Origin of the sequence: Paenibacillus sp. PL2-23 (genome assembly GCF_040834005.1) — a bacterium.
GTDB lineage: Bacteria > Bacillota > Bacilli > Paenibacillales > Paenibacillaceae > Pristimantibacillus.
In genome coordinates this window covers 3,501,015-3,518,643 of record NZ_CP162129.1, presented here as the reverse complement: position 1 = coordinate 3,518,643, position 17,629 = coordinate 3,501,015, and the positions used below count along the sequence as shown (strand labels likewise).

Below are 17,629 nucleotides of genomic sequence, written 5' to 3'. Positions count from 1 at the left end.
GCCTAATATGAAAGCAGTCAATTGGAATCGTCCGGACGACGACTTCACGTTGACGTTCTGGCAGCAGAACGTCATGCAGTTCTGGACGGACGAAGAAATTCCGTTATCGGATGATAAGATGGACTGGATGCAAATGTCGGATGAGGAGCGCACGCTGTACAAGAATGTGCTTGGCGGCTTGACGCTGCTGGATACGATTCAAGGCGGCGTAGGCATGCCCAAAATTTTGGAACACGTTGACGGACTGCAGAGAAAAGCAGTATTGTCCTTCATGTCCATGATGGAGCAGATTCACGCCAAATCCTACAGCAGCATCTTTACGACGCTGGCTTCCGGTGAAGAGATCGACGCGATCTTCAAGTGGGTAGAGGAAAATCCTCAGCTTCAGAAGAAAGCGAACCTGATCGCGTCTTGGTATTCCAATATTACCGGACCTGAGGAGCTGTACAAGGCGATGGCGGCGTCCGTCTTCCTGGAGAGCTACCTGTTCTACAGCGGCTTCTTCTATCCGCTTTATCTGGCGGGTCAAGGCAAGATGACGAGCAGCGGCGAAATTATCGACCTGATTCTGCGGGACGAAAGCATTCACGGCTTATACGTAGGGGTGCTGGCGCAGGAGCTGTTCGCAACGTTCAGTCCGGAAGCTCGCGCCGCTCTGCAGAGCGAGGTGTATGCTCTCCTGCTGGAGCTGTACGAGAACGAGGTCGTCTACACGGATCACCTCTACTCGCCGGTTGGCCTGGAGGAGGAAGTGAAGGCGTACGTTCGCTACAATGCAAACAAAGCGCTGATGAACCTTGGTCTGGAGCCTCATTTCCCTGAGGAGCCGGTGAATCCCATTGTATTCAACGGGATCAGCACTCACACGAAGCAGCATGACTTCTTCTCCAAGAAGGGCAACGGCTACGTTCGCACCATTCACGTGGAGCCTCTGAATGACGATGATTTTGTTTTTAACTTCTAAACAAACAGCTTGACTCATACATTCAATCAAGATCGCTCTCGACTGTGCCTTGCGGCAAGGCGGGGGCGATTTTTGCGAGAAGAGAGGGGCTAGGGGAACATGAAATCCATTACGGTCCAAGAGGTGGTCGACCGGTTTCGCCTGGAGGTGCTGGCTGGCGAGAGTCGGCTGACCCGCACGATTACCAAAGGCAAGGCTTATCGACCGGGGCTCGAATTTGTTGGTTATTTTGATTATTTTCCCCAGGAGCACGTGCAGGTTCTTGGCAAAAAAGAGATTACGTATCTTCATCGCCTCACAGAGGAGGAGCGCAATCATCATATTGGCAATATCGTCAGCTATCATCCGCCGTGCTTTATCGTCACAAGGGCGCAGGATGGGCTCAAATATTTGACCAAATATTGTGAAGAGGAGGGCATACCGCTTCTGCGCACGGCGGAGTCGACAACTCCGTTCCTGGGTATGCTGGACGCTTATCTGACCAAGGCGCTGGCGCCCGAAATTGCCGTGCACGGCGTATGCTTAAATGTATCGGGCATCGGTATCCTGCTCAGGGGCAAGTCGGGCGTAGGCAAAAGCGAGACGGCCCATACGTTGATCCGCCGAGGGCATCGTCTTGTGGCGGACGACATCGTTGTGATCAAGAAGCTGAGCCCCCAAACGCTGCTGGGCAGCCATAACGAAAAAACAAAGGAATTTCTGGCGCTCCGCAGTGTTGGTCTTGTGAACGTTGTGCGTCTCTATGGAAGGAAGGCGTTCCAGGACGAGACGCGTATAACGCTGGATATCGAGCTGACCAAATGGCGTGACAATGACCTGAACAACGAGCTGGAGCTGGAGCCAACCTATGTGGAATATATGGGTGTGTCCATACCGCATATCGAAATTCAGCTGCAGCCTGGCCGAGACGTTGCCGGATTAATCGAGGCGGCGGCGAATAACTGGTATTTGAAGCAGCAGGGGTACAGCGCGCTTGAGGACTTTATGAAGAGGCTGGACAGCGAATAACAGGGCAGCATTTGGTCTTCATCAACATGGAATTTTTACATGAGCTAGTATCCTAATAGCTGGAATTCGTGCTACACTAAAGGTTGAGTAGGCTCATCCGAACGCTAAAGCCTGAAGTCAGACGAGGAAGTGGACGTTAACCGATTGTCATTGTCCAACAATACGTTAAGGAGGAAGACAGCGTGGAAAATTGCTCAATCATCTCCAAACCGGCGTTACAGCTTGTAGGCATTCATTATTGCGGACCGTATTCATCCTTCCCGGATGAAGCCATCCGTCTCCAGACGGAGTTTCTGGCACGCAAGCATGAGTTTAACGACGCGATCAAGTCGACGGTGCTGTATAGTCCCTATTACGGCAATGAAGCGTTCGCGACCTATTGGGCATGTTATGAAGTGCAGCATATGGAGGAGCTTCCTCCCGGTATGGTACGTATAACGATTCCAGCTCATCGCTACGCGATGGTGGCGTGCTCGAACAAACGGATTGGCGAAGGTTATGAGCAGCTGCATGCCTGGATGAATGAGGAGAAGCTTCAGAAGCATGATCAGGCGGTTTCGCTGGAGCTGTTTTATATTGATGAACAGCACTGGGAGGAAGAGCCGGTTGCGCTGCTGATTCCTTTGAAGGACTAATATCGCAAAGAGCTTGCGGAAGCAGGTTCTTTTTCTTTTTTTGGACGAGCAGGTAAGAAAGGATGATAGGTATTGAAGCTGAGGCTGTGGCATAGCAGAGGATCCCGTGACGGGCTCGGCGCATTGCGCGCTGGCCCCCTATTGGGCGAAACGACTGCGTAAAGCGGATTTAACCGGCTTCCAGGCTTCGCCAAGAGGAGGCGTTGTCGGAATGAAGCTAATGGATAAAAGGGTGCTGCTGTCGGGACAGGCGGTTACTGTGCTTCGAGGGGAGCTTGAGGTCTGACATGGCCCCCAAAAAGCAGTTGGGGAAGCCGGCAGTGGGCTGGCTTCCCCATCAGTGATCAGGCTGTCTCATCCCATGCCTCTCATTGAGGCAGGGATGGACCTGTAGGCGGTGACGCGGTTTTTGCCATTGGTCTTGGAGTAATACATGGCTTCATCCGCAAGCTTCACCAGCTCTTGCACGCTGGCGCTTTCCTTGTTGGTGCTGAAGCCAACGCTGATGGTCACGATCGTCTCCGCCTCAACGCGGCGCCGTATAGATTCCGCTACGATCTCGGGCTTAACGCGCTCGGTAGAGATGCAGGCCAGAAGCTCCTCGCCGCCATAACGGCCCGCGGCTCCGATGCCTCTGCTCTCCTCGCTGATAATATCGGCGACCTGCTTGAGGACGCCATCCGCTTTGTGATGGCCGTGCGTATCGTTCAGCTTCTTGAAATTATCTATGTCGCAGAAGATGATGGCAGTCTTCTTGCCGCGGGCCAGCAGCGCCTCCGCCTTGGACTGGAAGTGGCGGCGGTTGTAGAGGCCGGTCAGCCCGTCTACGATCGACGACTGATAGGTGGACATCAGACGGTCGATGACCCACTCGAACAGCAGCATGAACAGCAGTGTGTAATACACGACAGGCAGCAGTGTCGTCAGCACCTTGAACCAGGAGGGCGAGCCCAGGAAGACGTAGGTGTCGGCGGCGCGTGCGCATTCATAGATAAATACGACAATCAGGCTTCCATAAAATTTGTTATTCATGTCAGCCGACCGCGTGGCGATTAATATAATAAGAGTAACCACGATGGCGTAGACGTCCAGCAACGGGAACGCCGCAGCATTCAGCGCGAGCTCCGAGCCGCCGCCGGGATCCACGGTAACTTGCACAATGGCGGCAACCAGCGTCAGCAAGGACATGACGGTGAACGGAAGGAGCCGAAGCTGCGCGGTGGGATAGGTATATAATTTCATGAACACAAAGTTTATAATGATAAAAGAAAGGATATGCAGCATGTCGGCCGCAAGCTGAACATACGCAAGCGTCCCCAAGCCGGAGGCCGAGACCGCGATAAGCGCCAGCTGCCTAACGGCGGCAAGCGAGATGGCGGTAATAAGCAGCCGGTAGGTGCTCTTGCTGCGGTAGCTGGCGTGCAGCTTGACTGACATGAACAGCATTAACATTAAGATGACGATAACCGATGCGGATGACAGCCACTGTCCGACAGGACTGCTGATTCCAAGCATAATTGACATATCTCAACCACCAGTATGTGCAGAATGATTCAACCTTTACAGAAACATATGTTCTATCATATCATATTATTGGAGAATAGGTAGTCTAAAGTTATCCTTTTACATTCGAAGCGAACACCGCTTTAGAAACCTTTCAGGAGCTGGACCTATGAATATATTGCAAGCTTTGTTTTTTCCGCCGGAGCAGCCGGGAGGCGTCTCCTCCATGGTTCCGTATATCCAGGAGCGGTTCCACAAGCTGGGCTGGGGCATGGAGCTGTTCTCCCTGCCGAAGCGGGTCCGGAACAAAGGCCAGGAAGAGGTCGTCTTCCATACATTTGATTATACCGAATTCAAGGGCAACGCGCTGGTAGACAAGTACATTCAAACCTATCGCGACTACGTCTGGTGGACGCGCATGCGTATAGGGAAGTCTTACGACATCATTCATGCGCATCATCCCATCGCCGCCCTGGTCATGAAGGAGCTGTTCCCGAACACGCCGGTCGTTATGACGGTCCATTCCAGCTATGAGCGGGAGCTGATTCTGAACGGAAGAATCCAGGAGGGCGGACCAGAGCATAAGTTTCTAACTTCGATCTATCGCGAGCTGGAGCATCGTACCGACAAGCTGATGACGGTGTCGGAGTCGTTCCGCCATTATCTTGCGCCTTATATCGATGACCCCAATGCCATTAAGGTTATTCCCAATGGCTTCGACGAGAAGCGCTTCAAGCCGATATCCCATGAGAACGAGGTCACTCAGCTGATTACGGTCTGCAGGCTGGTGCCCGCCAAGGGATTGGATATCTTGCTGCACGCATGCGCTGAGCTGAAGCGCAGAGGTTGTCCGTTCGTGCTCCATATCATCGGGGATGGTCCCATCCGCAAGGAGCTGGAGGAGCTGGCCCAGGAGCTGGACTTGTACGATGACATTATATTTTATGGCTATATGCTTCATCCTGAAGAGTTTATGCCGTTCTTCGACGTGTTTGTGCTGCCATCGCGGGCGGAGGCGTTCGGCTCGGTATTCGCGGAGGCTGCGCTCTGCTGGCTTGCCTTGGTCGGGACAAATGTCGGCGGCATTGCGGAGCAGATCGAGGACGGGGTGAACGGGCTGCTGGTGCCGCCGGAAGACGCGCAGGCGCTCGCTGACGCGCTGGAGAAGGTTGTATCGGACCCTCATTATCGTTATAACCTCGCGCGGTCGGCATGGGATAAAGCGAAGAAGGTGTATTCGCTGCAGCGAGTTATCTCGCAGATGAAGAAGGTTTATATGGAAGTGAAAGCCAAGCCGCTGCCGGAATAGCAGCGGCTTGGTGCTATACATGGCACAATAACGAATGAGGGATAGGAGGTGTGCGCTCTGGGCATTTCATTTCGATTCCTGCATGCGGCCGATTTGCATTTGGACAGTCCCTTCAGAGGGCTGTCCAAGGCGCCGGAGGCTGTGAGGGAGCAGCTTGAGGCATCTACGTTCGAAGCTGTCAGAAGGCTCACGGAGGCGGCGATCGAGGAGAGGGTCGATTTTATCGTTATAGCCGGCGATCTTTATGATTCGGCGGATCGTTCCCTGCGAGCTCAGCTTGCTCTGGTCAGAGAGTGGGAGCGGCTTCGGGAGGCGGGAGTGGCGGTATACGCCATTCACGGCAATCATGACCATCTAGGCGGGGACCGGGCGCAGCTGGACCTGCCGTCTAACGTACATATTTTTGGAGCCGGTCAGGTAGACTGTCAGCCGGCGTTCAGCCGAACCGGGGAACTGGCGGCGCATATATACGGCATGTCCTACGGCCAGAGAGCCGAAATGAGAAATATGGCAGCCCATTATCGGCCCCTTGCAGGCGCCCCTTATCATATCGCGCTGCTTCATGGCCACGCGGGGGGCGACGCCGGACATGACCCTTACGCGCCATGCACCGTTCAGGAGCTGGCCGCAAGCGGCTTCCATTATTGGGCGCTTGGTCACATCCATAAGCGAGGGGTGCTGCACGAGTATCCTCATATTGTGTATCCCGGCAATATTCAGGGAAGAAATCCCAAGGAAACGGGACCCAAGGGCTGCTTTCTTGTCGAGGTGTCGGAGGAGGGCCGAACAGAGCTGCAATTTGTTCCGCTGGACAGCGTTCGCTGGACCGAGAGGTCTGTCTCTATTGAAGGGCACACGACAGAGCAGGAGCTGCTCAGGGAGCTCCGCCAGGCCGCCGCTGCGGTAAGGGAGGAGCAGCATGGCAGAGCGGTCATGCTTCGGCTGAAGCTGATCGGAAGAGGTTCGCTATATCGGACAACCGCACAGCAAGCAACGTTAGCGGCCCTGCTGGAGGAGCTGCAGGCGGAAGAAGAGCCCATGCCCGGGGCTCCATGGCTATATTGCTACGCCCTGACGGCCGAGACGGGGGCTGTTATCGACTGGGATACGCTCGCGGGCGAGGACAGCTTCGCGGGTGAGCTGCTGCGGCTAAGCGAACGGCTGCTGTCATCGGAGGGGGATTGGCGGGCCTTCGCTTCAGCAGCGCTGGAGGACGCCAGACTGCACCCCAAGCTCGGCCGCATCGGCCGGGAGAAATGGGAGCGCCCCCCGGCCGAGTGGCTGCAAGAAGCCAGGGAGCTTGCGCTCGGTATGATCGTGCAAGGGGGCAGCAGTCGCCGCGAAGGGTGAATGGAGCATGAAGCATAACGAAAGGGGAGGGCTTCGCACATGAGATGGATCGAGACGCATATTGACGGGTTCGGCCAGCTGTATAACCGAAGTCTGGATTTGGATGCGCCGCTTGTCATCGTCTACGGACCCAATGAAGCGGGCAAAAGCACGCTCCTGGGCTATTTCCGCGCGATGCTGTACGGCTTCGCGCGGCGCAGCAGCCCAGCGGAGAGGGCAGAGCCCGTCCGCGGCGGCCGGCATGGCGGCCGCTTGGCGTTCCAGACAAGCGCAGGGGAACGCTATATGCTGCTTCGTTATGCCGATGCAGCCGGCGGCCGTCCGATGCTGAGGCCGCTGGGCGGGCATGAAGGGCTTGCGGCAGATGCTGCACTCAAGGAGACCGCACTGGAGCAGAGGCAGCTTGAGCACGATATGCTGGGCCATATACACGAGAAGCTGTATCGTTCATTATTTGCGATTTCATTAACAGAGCTGCATGAGATCGGCATGCTGTCCGGCGAAGAGCTGGGCAGGCATCTCTACCAAGCCGGCTGGGAGGGCGGGGCAGGAATTGCCGCCGCGGAGAAGGAGCTCCACAAGGAGCTGGACGAGCTGTTCCGTCCAAGAAGCGCCAGCCGGAAGCTGAATACCGGCATTAAAGCGCTGGAGCAGAATGAAGCGGAATGGCGGAGGCTGAGCGATGATATCGGCCGCTTCAACGAGCTCCGGCGGCAGGAAGCTGACACGGAGCAGGCATTAGGGGAGGTGGCCGGCCGGCTTCCGGCTGTTCAAGCCAGACTGAGAGCCGCGCGAAGAGCCTTGTCGGCGAGGCCGGCCTGGCTACGCAAGCGGCAGCTTGAAGCGGAACGGGGCAGGCTCTCCTACACGGAAGGCTTGTCCCCCGGGGCGGAGCGAACATGGGAGGAGCTGCAGCGGAGCAGGGAGGACGCCCGGCGCAGAGCGGAGGAGCTGCGGATGGAACTGCAGTTGCTGGCCCGCCAGGGGGAGGGCTTAACGTTCGACCAAGATATCCTGGCGAGATCGGACGGGCTTAGGGCGCTGCTGCAACGCGCCGATTGGTTCAGGACCTTGAATGGCGAATTGACGGAATGGCGAAGCCAGCTGCTTGCGCTGGATGAGTCGATTGGCGTTTTGGTTGGGGGCATTTCGCCGGAGTGGACGGAGAAGCGCCTGCGACAGATGAGCATGACGATCGCCGAGCGCGATTATGTTCGAGTGGCGATGGATCGTCTGGAGGCATGCAGGCGGTCAGAGGAGCGCATCGGCATGGAGCTGGATGGACTCCGGGCCCAGGAGAGAGAGCTGACCGATCGCCAACTGGAAGCAGAGCGGCTGGCGAAGCGCGGAGCCGATCGCTTCAAGCGCAGCGGAGAAGGGCGGTTCGGCGTGTTTCCGGATAGCAAGCTTGCTCTTACATCGGCATGGCATGGATTCGAGGAGGCGTTGCGTGTATGGGAGGTTGAAGAGGCTGGCGCCAAGACTCGCAATGGAGAGAAGAGGCCTTTCCGGGGGATGAGCATGTCAATGGGAGGGAGCATGCTTGGGGGGGCAGGTATATTGCTGGGCATTCCCTCGGCATTGGGACTCTTCGGTGACTATGGCGCAATGGGAGCTATGGCGGCTGTTGCGCTTACTGGCGGCGCGGTTGGGCTCCTGTTCGGGAGCTGGATGCGGGGGAGGAAAGCGGCCAGGGGGATGAACCCCGGGAAGGAGCGGCGCTTCAGCAGGAGCAGTCCCCATGAAGGAGCTGCGGAGTCCGCGCTCCTCCATGCCATTGGCGAGCTGGCGAAGCCTGCGGCTCCATCCGATATGAAGCTGTGGCTGAGCCGCATGGGAGGCGCTGGCCTGCGCTCCGCCATGCGAGTAGAGGTGCAGGAGCGGCTGGACGCGATCGCCGAGCGGGATCAGGCGATGCAAGCCCAATGGGATGCGGAAGCGCGTCTCCGTCGCCATCTTGATCATATGGAATCCAGGGGCGCAGCAGCGGAGCAGCTTCGTCAGGAGCAAGACCGGGAGCTGGGAAGGTGGCGAGCGTGGCTGGACGAGCAAGGCTTGCCCTTGGAGATGACCCCGGCGGCAACGCTGGAGACGTTCGATCTGGCGGAGAAGGCGCTGGAGCGGCTGAGCCAATGGGATCGCTTGGCGGCCAAGGCCGAAGCGGCAGAGCAGGCATGCGCCGACTACGGGAGGGAGGCGGCAACGTTGTGCGCGGGATATCGTGAAGCGGAGCTGCGCCTGAAGGAGGATGCGGTGTCAGCCCTCCACATTTTGCATGCTGAGGTGTCCAGGCATCAGCAAGTATCGGATAACCAGCGACAGCTTGCGGTTAAGCGCACTGCATGCATAGAGCGTCTGACGGGACTTGAAGCGGAGCTGCAGGATATTGAGAGCCGTATAGGGAGCGTGCTAGACCGGTTCGGAGCGGCTCAGGAAGCCGATTACATCCAAGCGCTGGCGGACAGAAGCTTGCTGGATCAGCTCGATAACGAGCGGGTACGGCTGGAGGTGGAGCTTTCGGCGGGACTCATGCCGGATGAGCTTAAGGGGGTGTCGGAGCTGCTGGAAAAGACCGATGAGCAGGAGCTGTCGGAGCTGTTGGAGTCGTTGAAGGCGCAGGAAGCCAAGCTCATGCATGACCAGAGGGAGCTTCTGGAGCGCAAGGGCGAGCTCAAGGGAGCTCTTGAAGGGATGACGCAAGCCGAGGAGAGGGCGAGTCTGCTGACCAAGCGGGAGATGCTTCGGACGGAGCTGGATGCCGATCTGGAGCGCTACGCCGTTCTCACCATTGCCAAGGCTTTAATCCAGCAAACGAAACGTGTATATGAAGAGGAGCGGCAGCCAGTTGTTCTTCGGCATGCGTCCTCCTACTTCGCGCGACTAACGGAAGGCCGATATATTCGCGTAAACGCGGTTTCCGCGCGAGAAGGACTGACTGTGGAGGATCGCGGCCGAGTTGTGCTGGACAGCGGCATGCTCAGCCGCGGAACGGCCGAGCAGCTCTATCTTGCGATGAGGCTGGCCCTGGCGAAGGAAGCGTCCAAGGACGTATTGCTGCCGCTGCTGCTAGACGATTTGTTCGTTAATTTCGATGCTTCGAGACGAAAAGCGGCCGTAAGCCTGCTTGCGGAGCTGTCTGCGGAACGGCAAATTTTATTTTTTACGTGTCATCCGGAAACGCGGGATTTATTGCTGACGGCGGTGCCGGAGGCAAAGCTGATCTCACTGGAGCCGCACACACCCCTGCAGGGAAGTGAACGGGAGGCTCCACTGGAATCTATGGCTTGACTATTGACTATGCCTTACAATCAAGTCATCTTCCTTCGTACAATTAATAGAAGCCATCCTAGGCTGATGAGGCCGAATAAAGGGTACAGCGTCGATAGAAGAGGACCGAAGCCGATCTGGCTTGCAATATAGCACACGAGGAGGATGCCCATCGTCAGAAGCTGGCGAGACCAGCGCATCCGCTCACCGAGCTGCAGCGTCAAGCCGTAAATATTGGCGATAAGGGTCGTAAATATTTCGGAGAAAATAAGGAAGATGTATATAAATTGCACATAGTAGCCCAGCTGTCTGGCGATGCCGCCCATTGGAATAGCGAATTGCTGAATGCCGGGCATATGTACGGATAAGGCGATATGTCCGGCCAGCAGCATAAAGCCAATTCCGATCGCGCCGAGCCAGGAGCCGACGATGATTGTTTTCCTGTCGCGGATTTCCGCGCCTAGCGGAACGAGCACAGCTTGCGCCAGCGACAGGTTGAAGGCGGCATAGAGGAATGGAGAAGCCCACGCTGCCCACGGGGAATAGTCTGTGGTCAGGGTTGCGAATTTATTCGCGCCGGGCGTGTTGAACGTATCGATCATGACGAGCACGGTGAACAACAGCATGACGGGCACCACAACAGCATTAACCGTCAGAATCGCGTTCATGCCTTTGCGCAGCAGCAAGAAGCTGCCAGCGATCGTCAGAAGCAGTCCAGCCTGATACGAAATGTTCCAATGCTCATAAAAAATTGTGCCCGCGCCGGCGAGCATAACGGCTGTCACCCCAAGCAGAATGATGAGCATAAACAAACTGATCACTCTGCCATAGCGCTCCCCGAACAGAGCAATATTGAGATCCTCGTAGGATTTGGCTCGAATTTCGCTGGCGATCAACATCATCTTGGTGCCTAGCCAAATAAACAGGAAGGTCGCAAGGACGATCGTAAAGGCGCCCCAGTAACCGAATCTGGTGAAAAACTGCAAAATTTCCTGGCCTGTAGCAAAGCCCGCTCCTACAATGGTGCCCATGTAGGTCGACGCGATCTGCAGAACCTTGCCCAGGTTTATTTTATTATGCATGCTCGCTTCCCCCGTTCCATATGCCTTCTCTATAAGAGGGTATGTCCAAGGGGAGACAAGCATGACACAAAGATGGAGAACTGGCGTTATAGCTTTGCTACGAGCTTCAGGGCGACAATTTGATCCCGCTTGGGATCAATATCCACTCGGAGGCTTGCGCCGGTCCCTTGATAGATAAGCAAATAATCGGAGGCCTCCTCCGGCTTGCCTAGCTCAAGCTTGGCTTGCTCGGGCTTGTCTCCGACCCGCAGGCCGGTAATGCCTGTCCCAATATCTGAGCTATACACCTCAACAAATTGAACGGTTCCGCTGGAGCCAATGCCGACTGAATAGCCTTTATATTCCATTACATCAATATTTCCGGAGGCGTCCTGCAGCTCGTAGCTGTCAATGGGCTCGCCATGCTGATTGATCACATCGGAGCGACTGTCTTGAAGGGATATGCCCAGCAGTGCGGGGGAGCTCTCTCTCCATTGCTCCATCTTGGTCTTAGGCTTGCTGTTACCGGAAGCAGTCATGGAAGAGGTCTCCGTTCTCGCATCAAGATCCTCCTGCTCCTCTTGTTCCGGAATGTCATGGCTTGTATGGGGTTCAAGCTCCTCATACGGAATAGCCGGGCTGGCGGATTGCGGTTGAGGCGAGGCTGCTTGTCCTTGGGCTTCCTTCGACGGATCTGCGGGACTTTGGCATGCGGCAAGCGCGATGGCAACGGAGAAGGCCGCGGCTGTCTTCAGGAAACGCTGCTGCGATTGAGCGTTCGCGTTCATCGTAATCTCCTCCCTTATAAGCTTCTCTCTCTATATTAAACGTTTTTTATGGCGGACTTGTTGCTTCATTATACAAAATAATCGTTAAACATTCCTTAGGTTTGCAAGGATTAGTTGCGCTGTTCGTTGTCCTGTGGTAATTTATCCAAAAGGGTTTATTGGCGGAGGTTAGAAGGTTATGGAAAAGTTGAAGCAACGAATATTGGAGCAATCGTCGGTATTGTCCAGCGATGTGCTGCGAATGGATGCCATCATCAATCATCAGGTGGACCCTTCGCTTACAATGGAGATGGGTCATGAATTCGCCAACCGCTTCGCGGAAAGCGGCATTACGAAGGTTATTACGATTGAATCGTCCGGCATCCCTGCGGCGTTCGCGACGGCGTATGTGCTGGGCGTGCCGCTTGTATTCGCCAGAAGGAAGAAAACGCTGATCGCCGACCCTGATGTATATATCGAACGTGTTCCTTCCTTTACGAAGGGAATGGTCACTGACATTATGGTGTCCAAAGAATTTTTGTCCAGCGAGGATAAGCTGCTGTTCATCGACGATATTATTGCGAATGGTGACGCCGCTCGCGGATTGATCAAAATTATTGAGAAGTCAGGAGCGACGCTTGCGGGTATGGGCATTGTCGTGGAGAAATCGTTCCAGGCCGGCGGGAAAACGCTTAGGGAACAGGGCATTAAGGTGGAATCACTGGTGAAAATCGCGTCGTTGGATAACGGCAATATCCGATTTGAGTAAGAAGTACCAGCTCGAAAGCCCTTTCCCCGAACGATGTTTTCGCTTATAATGAAACTCAAGTGATCGAGGGGAGGCATAAGCAATGGGGAACATGTCATCTGATTTTTTAATTGAGAAGCTAGGCGATGCCAAGGTGCATTTTGAGAGAGCGCTTGACTGCAAGCATACGGAGTTTGACGATCTCTATCCTTATATGATTGAGCATCCTCAGTTTTTCTGGTACAAACGGTATGTCGCGTGGTCGGAGCTTCTGACCGTCGTAAAGCTGTGCACGGAGCTGGGCGTGGAGTGGCGAGAGCAATTCACGGAGAAGCAAGGCGAATATATTGCCGGCCGGGTCATGTCCTCGCGAGTCCTTGACGAATGGTATGAAACAAACCGGGAGCATGTCGGCTAAAGCGACAATGTCATTCATAGAAACCTCAATGATCAGGCAACTGTTATCATTGAGGTTTTTTTGTATAATAGATGGAAGACTGCATGAGGCAATGAAGGGTGGCAAACGATATGATTACGGAAGAGCAGCTGGACGCGTTTCGATTATCCGGCGAAACCGTCAGAGTTATTCGGGATGAGATGGAGATGAATGATGTGCTGGGCATTGTGGTGGCATGGGACGAGACAAGCGTCGTCATTCGCAAGCCGAGCCGCAGGGTTGTGAAGCTAAGCAGAGATTATCGATACATATCTGCGGCAGAGGATCGCTTAAACAATGGGTTGGAGGGGGAGAATAGCCAATGAAATGTCCAGTGTGCGACGATGTGAAGATGCGAGAGGTTATGAGGGATGAAGTGGAAATTGACGTGTGCCCGCAATGCAAGGGCGTGTGGCTGGACCGCGGAGAGCTGGAGAAGCTGATGCAGGGCGTACGCGAGATGCAGCAGGATTATGAACGTATGGAGCAGCACATGCATCCTTCTCAGCCGGGCGGAGGCTATGGATTTGGTTCATCGCCATATAGCGGGCAGCGTGCTCCTGCGGACTCAGGCCAAGCCCAAGGCTTTGGCGGCAGTCAGCCCCCGGACGGGGGCGCTTCTGCACCTCCAGGGCAAGGCTACGGCAGCCAGCCGTACGGGGCGCCGCCTTCTCCAGGCGGATTCGGCGCGCCAACCCCTCCACCAGGCAGCGGCAGCTATGGCCAGCCCGGTGCACCCGGTTATCCGCCGTCACAAGGCTACGGCCAAAGCGGTTATGGACATAGCGGCTATGGCAAGGGGCATTATGGCTACGACAAATATGGCCGGCCATACAAAAAGAAAAAAACGGTGCTTGACGTTTTTGGCGATTTGTTCGACTGATCATGGATGCATATACGGGAAGAGCCCCCTCATTGCTGAGGGGGCTCTTCCATATGTACGATTTTCTTGTTTGAATAGTTGGTGCGGTCGAGAGGACTCGAACCTCCACGGCTGTTACACCACTAGAACCTGAATCTAGCGCGTCTGCCAATTCCGCCACGACCGCATTTATTGTGTCAACAGAATATAATATATCACAGGGATACACGTGAGGTCAACTTTTTTTTAAGAAATTGAAAAGAGGATGGAGCTGGAATGGGTGGTTGGGGTTTTGGAGCAAATAGACGTGCCAAAAACGTCTAAATGAGCTGAAACCGTCGAATTGGAGTAAATAGACGTGCCAGAAACGTCTAAATGAGCGGAGATGGGTATTTTGGAACAAATAGACGTGCCAGAAACGTCTAAATGAGCTGAGGTGGGCGATTTGGAGCAAATAAAAAAGGCTCAAGCTCATGCGCTTGAACCCCTTGTATGGTGCGGTCGAGAGGACTCGAACCTCCACGGCTGTTACACCACTAGAACCTGAATCTAGCGCGTCTGCCAATTCCGCCACGACCGCATGTCTCAGTGACGAGTTTTATACTAACACGTAGGCGAAGGTGAAGTCAATCACTCTCATAAAGTTTAAATTTTCAGCCTATTCCAACAGCCTTCTGCTTGGATATTCTTAACAGGTGTGGGGCATAGTACATGAGACTGAGGCTCGGACCTGAACCAGCTGGAAACAGACAGGAGAGAACAAGAATGGCGCTTACCCGATTTATCCCACTTAAAAAACATGTGATTCTGACGATTGTGATGTCTGCTGCTTGCTTCCCGCTCATCCTGCCAAATGCGTCGGCGGAAGGCAATATGAACGCGGAGCTTCTGCCATACGCGCAGAATGAGACAGCTGAGGAGACCTTGGGGGTCCAAGCCCATCCAACCAACAAGAAGGTCGCAATCGTCATTGACGACTTCGGCAATGGTATGACTGGCACAGAGGAGATGCTGAAGCTTCCTGTACCATTTACAGCGGCTGTAATGCCATTTATGCCAACAACCAAAGAGGACGCGGAGGCTGCGCATCGCCTTGGCCATGATGTTATTGTGCACATGCCGATGGAGCCCAATAAGGGCATGAAGAAATGGCTGGGGCCCGGCGCCATTACGGCGAATCTGACGGATGCGGAGGTTCGCAGCCGTGTGGAGCAGGCTATCGCGGACGTGCCGCATGCAGTCGGGATGAACAATCATATGGGCTCCAAAATAACGGCTGACGAGCGAATTATGCGCGTCGTACTAACCGTTTGCAAGGAGCATGGGTTGTTTTTTCTGGACAGCCGCACTACCTTCAAAACCGTTATTCCAAAAATCGCCGAAGAGATTGGCGTGCCAATTGTATCCAATGATGTATTCCTGGATGACGTGTATACAGAGCAGCACATAGCCAAGCAGGTGAGGGTGCTTAGCAAGCTGATGCAAACTCGTGAGAGCGCCGTGACGATCGGTCATGTGGGACCGCCTGGCAAGAAGACGGCATCCGTGCTTCACGGCTCCATTCCGTCCATGCAATCGGCGGTCAGCTTTGTCCGCGTATCGGATATGGTGAGAGCGTCAATGGGCGATCCACTTGTATTGCCGAATCCCTGATACAATCGCCTGCGCGATTTCGGTTTGACGGATGGGGTTGGTCAGCATTGCGCGGTCGGAGGCGTTGCTGATGAACCCCATCTCTATGATGACAGAGGGCTGATCGACCCGACGCAGCAAATAAAACGGCTTCCCCAGCCGGGGAGAGCCCATCGCTCCTTGCTGGCGGTTGAGCGCGTCCTGCAGGCAGAATGCGAGCAAGGCGCTTTCGCCGCTGTCCTGGTGAAGGACCAATGGTCCGCGTTTTGCGTTGTTTCTGGCAGCATTGACGTGCAGGCTAACCAGCAGCTCGCTGCGGATCTCCTCCGTCAGCATCTGTCGCTGAGACAAATCCTTCCGATGTCTGGATGTCGTATGATGCCAGCGGTTTTCCTCGCTAAGCGCATAATCGCCCGTCCGATTCATGACTGCTGGAATGCCCTTGCTGTGCAGCAGCAAATAAAGCTTGCTTGCGATCGCCAAATTAATATCCTTCTCTAATGTGCCGCCGAAGGACGCTCCGCCGTCGATGCCGCCGTGCCCAACGTCAATGATGACCGTCGTTCGGGGAAGCATCCATTCCCGGCGATTGTCCGTGCCCGGACCCTTTTCCACATCCGCCCGTACCATGACGGGACTAAGCAGAAGACTCGCCGCCAGTGCTGCTGTCCAGAGAAGCATAGTTCCTTTTGTCAGCGGTAGCCGCATGAATATCCCCCTTAGCTTCATCCTGTTGTTCAGGTTGAACGCCTAAGGATAGCGTGTCTCTCCGGAGGAAAACTCATGCATGATTACGGAGGCGCGGCAAAGGGAAGGATAAGGCTATAACAATATCGATAAAGTGAGGTGATGGGGATGAAGGGAGGAGCCGATTATGTCAAATTTGTGACGGAGCGGTTCGTGAGCTATATGGAAACGCCTGCCGAGACGCGCAAGCTGACTAGAACGTCAGCCAAGGCGCAAAGAGAGCCATGGCTGACGCGTTGGTTCGGCTGGGGTCCTGCGGGGCTGATGATTTGGTGGCGCGGCAAGGGCCGTGACGGCGGGCGTCAGCGATAAAATTGGCCGCGTTCCATAAGCAGGGTAGCGGGCAGATAACGGCGGTCAGCTCCATCCTCATCCGTATCCAGAGCGAGATAAAGCTGGCCGCCGTCCCACAGGTCGAAGCCCACTACAGACCAAACCTGCCTCTGTTTGCCCTCGAACGCGACGGTCGTAAATCGTAGCTGTTCTCGGTTGACTAACGCTTTCATCAAGCTTGCAGCTGCCGAAGACCCCGGGTCCAGCTTGAGCGGCTGTTTCGTCAGCCAGGGCATTCTGGCGTAAGGATCGAAGGAAGGAATCAGTCCGTAAGAAGTCTCCAGATTAGAATTGGATGCATGGGCAGCTAGCAGCCCATGTTTTTTTGTGTCCCGGTCCTCTCGTTCCTTCATCCAATCCGCATCAGCTGCCACAGGCAAGCCCTCACCCGTCATGGCGTCCGTATAATAAATGGATTGCTTGGAGCGAATGCGCCAAGCGGCTTGCAGGGGATCAACGTAGACGCGCTCCGCTTTGTAGGAGGCAAGCGCAAGCTGCAGCAAGGAAAGCTGCAGCGCCTGCTCGTTGAACGGCGGATAGGCGCCGGTGCCATATTCGCCCAGCTGGAAGCCTCCTTCTTCAGTAGCGTGTATGACGAGATAGCCAACGATTTCTTTATTCTTTGTCACGTGAACAAGCCAGCTGTGCGTGCCTGGTCCAAGCGGCGAAATGGACAAAGCCGAGTTGCTCCAGGAGGCATATCGCGGCTTGGAGGACAGCTCGTCCACCCAAGTACGGGCTTGTGAAGTCACCCTGGATTCGACGTTGGAGCTTTGTTCAACCTCTAAGGCGGCAGCTGCGGCATAGGAAGCCGAAGCAACGGGCAGCAGCAGGCAAGTAACGGCGAGCAGACAAGCGGCAAGGGATGAAGCTGGGAATTTGATCATAAGTATCACCTCCATTCCAGTGTATCGGACAAGCGGGAAGAAGGCTGTTGCAACCTGTCGCCTCTAGCTAGGGCTGCAGCAGCTTTTTTGTGCCGTAAACCTGCAGTTTCCGTCAAATGC

At 55.2% G+C, this 17,629-nt stretch carries 18 protein-coding genes and 2 tRNA genes; 13 read left to right on the top strand and 7 right to left on the bottom strand.

Annotated features, from left to right (window positions below; all coding sequences use genetic code 11):
• Window positions 1-7: 7 nt before the first annotated feature.
• The 4 genes from nrdF (at window position 8) to AB1S56_RS15460 (ending at window position 2,893) form a co-directional block, all read left to right on the top strand.
• A complete protein-coding gene (nrdF, locus tag AB1S56_RS15475) occupies window positions 8-964 on the top strand; it encodes a class 1b ribonucleoside-diphosphate reductase subunit beta (RefSeq protein ID WP_340869275.1) in 957 nt (318 codons plus the stop codon).
• Window positions 965-1,063: 99 nt separating this feature from the next.
• Entirely contained in the window at window positions 1,064-1,972 is a 909-nt protein-coding gene (hprK, locus tag AB1S56_RS15470; RefSeq protein ID WP_340869273.1) for an HPr(Ser) kinase/phosphatase, read from the top strand.
• A gap of 182 nt (window positions 1,973-2,154) precedes the next feature.
• Window positions 2,155-2,607 carry a GyrI-like domain-containing protein gene (locus AB1S56_RS15465; protein ID WP_340869272.1) on the top strand — a complete coding sequence of 151 codons (453 nt, stop codon included), beginning with the start codon at window positions 2,155-2,157 and terminating at the stop codon, window positions 2,605-2,607.
• Between the two features lie 91 nt (window positions 2,608-2,698).
• On the top strand, window positions 2,699-2,893 hold the full coding sequence (locus AB1S56_RS15460) for a PhzF family phenazine biosynthesis protein (protein ID WP_340869359.1): 195 nt from the start codon (window positions 2,699-2,701) through the stop codon (window positions 2,891-2,893).
• Window positions 2,894-2,961: 68 nt separating this feature from the next.
• Here AB1S56_RS15460 and AB1S56_RS15455 read toward each other — a convergent pair whose 3' ends face one another.
• A complete protein-coding gene (locus AB1S56_RS15455) occupies window positions 2,962-4,131 on the bottom strand; it encodes a GGDEF domain-containing protein (protein ID WP_340869271.1) in 1,170 nt (389 codons plus the stop codon).
• 148 nt (window positions 4,132-4,279) lie between these two features.
• On the opposite strand from AB1S56_RS15455, the gene AB1S56_RS15450 reads away from it, so the two are divergent.
• The 3 genes from AB1S56_RS15450 to AB1S56_RS15440 are packed head-to-tail and all read left to right on the top strand — an operon-like array spanning window position 4,280 to window position 10,057.
• Window positions 4,280-5,419 (top strand): glycosyltransferase family 4 protein, encoded by a 1,140-nt coding sequence (locus AB1S56_RS15450; RefSeq protein ID WP_340869270.1) that lies wholly within the window; start codon window positions 4,280-4,282, stop codon window positions 5,417-5,419.
• Between the two features lie 48 nt (window positions 5,420-5,467).
• Window positions 5,468-6,769 carry a DNA repair exonuclease gene (locus tag AB1S56_RS15445; RefSeq protein ID WP_340869269.1) on the top strand — a complete coding sequence of 434 codons (1,302 nt, stop codon included), beginning with the start codon at window positions 5,468-5,470 and terminating at the stop codon, window positions 6,767-6,769.
• Between the two features lie 39 nt (window positions 6,770-6,808).
• Window positions 6,809-10,057 (top strand): AAA family ATPase, encoded by a 3,249-nt coding sequence (locus AB1S56_RS15440; RefSeq protein ID WP_340869268.1) that lies wholly within the window; start codon window positions 6,809-6,811, stop codon window positions 10,055-10,057.
• Between the two features lie 20 nt (window positions 10,058-10,077).
• Here the strand turns inward: AB1S56_RS15440 and AB1S56_RS15435 are convergent, their stop codons facing one another.
• A complete protein-coding gene (locus tag AB1S56_RS15435) occupies window positions 10,078-11,118 on the bottom strand; it encodes a hypothetical protein (protein WP_340869267.1) in 1,041 nt (346 codons plus the stop codon).
• Between the two features lie 86 nt (window positions 11,119-11,204).
• Window positions 11,205-11,885, bottom strand: a complete 681-nt coding sequence (locus AB1S56_RS15430) for a hypothetical protein (protein ID WP_340869266.1) — start codon at window positions 11,883-11,885, stop codon at window positions 11,205-11,207.
• 178 nt (window positions 11,886-12,063) lie between these two features.
• On the opposite strand from AB1S56_RS15430, the gene AB1S56_RS15425 reads away from it, so the two are divergent.
• The 4 genes from AB1S56_RS15425 (at window position 12,064) to AB1S56_RS15410 (ending at window position 13,931) form a co-directional block, all read left to right on the top strand.
• On the top strand, window positions 12,064-12,633 hold the full coding sequence (locus AB1S56_RS15425) for a xanthine phosphoribosyltransferase (RefSeq protein ID WP_340869265.1): 570 nt from the start codon (window positions 12,064-12,066) through the stop codon (window positions 12,631-12,633).
• 82 nt (window positions 12,634-12,715) lie between these two features.
• Window positions 12,716-13,030 (top strand): hypothetical protein, encoded by a 315-nt coding sequence (locus tag AB1S56_RS15420; protein WP_340869264.1) that lies wholly within the window; start codon window positions 12,716-12,718, stop codon window positions 13,028-13,030.
• A 110-nt stretch (window positions 13,031-13,140) separates the two neighbouring features.
• Window positions 13,141-13,374, top strand: a complete 234-nt coding sequence (locus tag AB1S56_RS15415) for a hypothetical protein (protein WP_340869358.1) — start codon at window positions 13,141-13,143, stop codon at window positions 13,372-13,374.
• A complete protein-coding gene (locus AB1S56_RS15410) occupies window positions 13,371-13,931 on the top strand; it encodes a zf-TFIIB domain-containing protein (RefSeq protein WP_340869263.1) in 561 nt (186 codons plus the stop codon). Before AB1S56_RS15415 ends, AB1S56_RS15410 begins: the two co-directional genes overlap by 4 nt.
• Window positions 13,932-14,010: 79 nt before the next feature.
• On the opposite strand, the gene AB1S56_RS15405 is transcribed toward AB1S56_RS15410, so the two are convergent.
• A tRNA-Leu gene (locus tag AB1S56_RS15405) sits at window positions 14,011-14,097 on the bottom strand.
• Between the two features lie 306 nt (window positions 14,098-14,403).
• Window positions 14,404-14,490 (bottom strand) — tRNA-Leu (locus AB1S56_RS15400).
• A 185-nt stretch (window positions 14,491-14,675) separates the two neighbouring features.
• On the opposite strand from AB1S56_RS15400, the gene AB1S56_RS15395 reads away from it, so the two are divergent.
• Complete coding sequence (locus tag AB1S56_RS15395) at window positions 14,676-15,563, top strand: divergent polysaccharide deacetylase family protein (RefSeq protein WP_340869262.1); 888 nt, start codon at window positions 14,676-14,678, stop codon at window positions 15,561-15,563.
• Here AB1S56_RS15395 and AB1S56_RS15390 read toward each other — a convergent pair.
• Window positions 15,528-16,250 (bottom strand): N-acetylmuramoyl-L-alanine amidase, encoded by a 723-nt coding sequence (locus tag AB1S56_RS15390; protein WP_340869261.1) that lies wholly within the window; start codon window positions 16,248-16,250, stop codon window positions 15,528-15,530. The genes AB1S56_RS15395 and AB1S56_RS15390 overlap by 36 nt on opposite strands.
• Window positions 16,251-16,397: 147 nt before the next feature.
• On the opposite strand from AB1S56_RS15390, the gene AB1S56_RS15385 reads away from it, so the two are divergent.
• Window positions 16,398-16,601: a YqzE family protein gene (locus tag AB1S56_RS15385; RefSeq protein WP_340869259.1), complete on the top strand. Its 204-nt coding sequence runs from the start codon at window positions 16,398-16,400 to the stop codon at window positions 16,599-16,601.
• Here AB1S56_RS15385 and AB1S56_RS15380 read toward each other — a convergent pair.
• Window positions 16,592-17,509 (bottom strand): hypothetical protein, encoded by a 918-nt coding sequence (locus tag AB1S56_RS15380; protein ID WP_340869258.1) that lies wholly within the window; start codon window positions 17,507-17,509, stop codon window positions 16,592-16,594. The genes AB1S56_RS15385 and AB1S56_RS15380 overlap by 10 nt on opposite strands.
• Window positions 17,510-17,629: the final 120 nt, after the last annotated feature.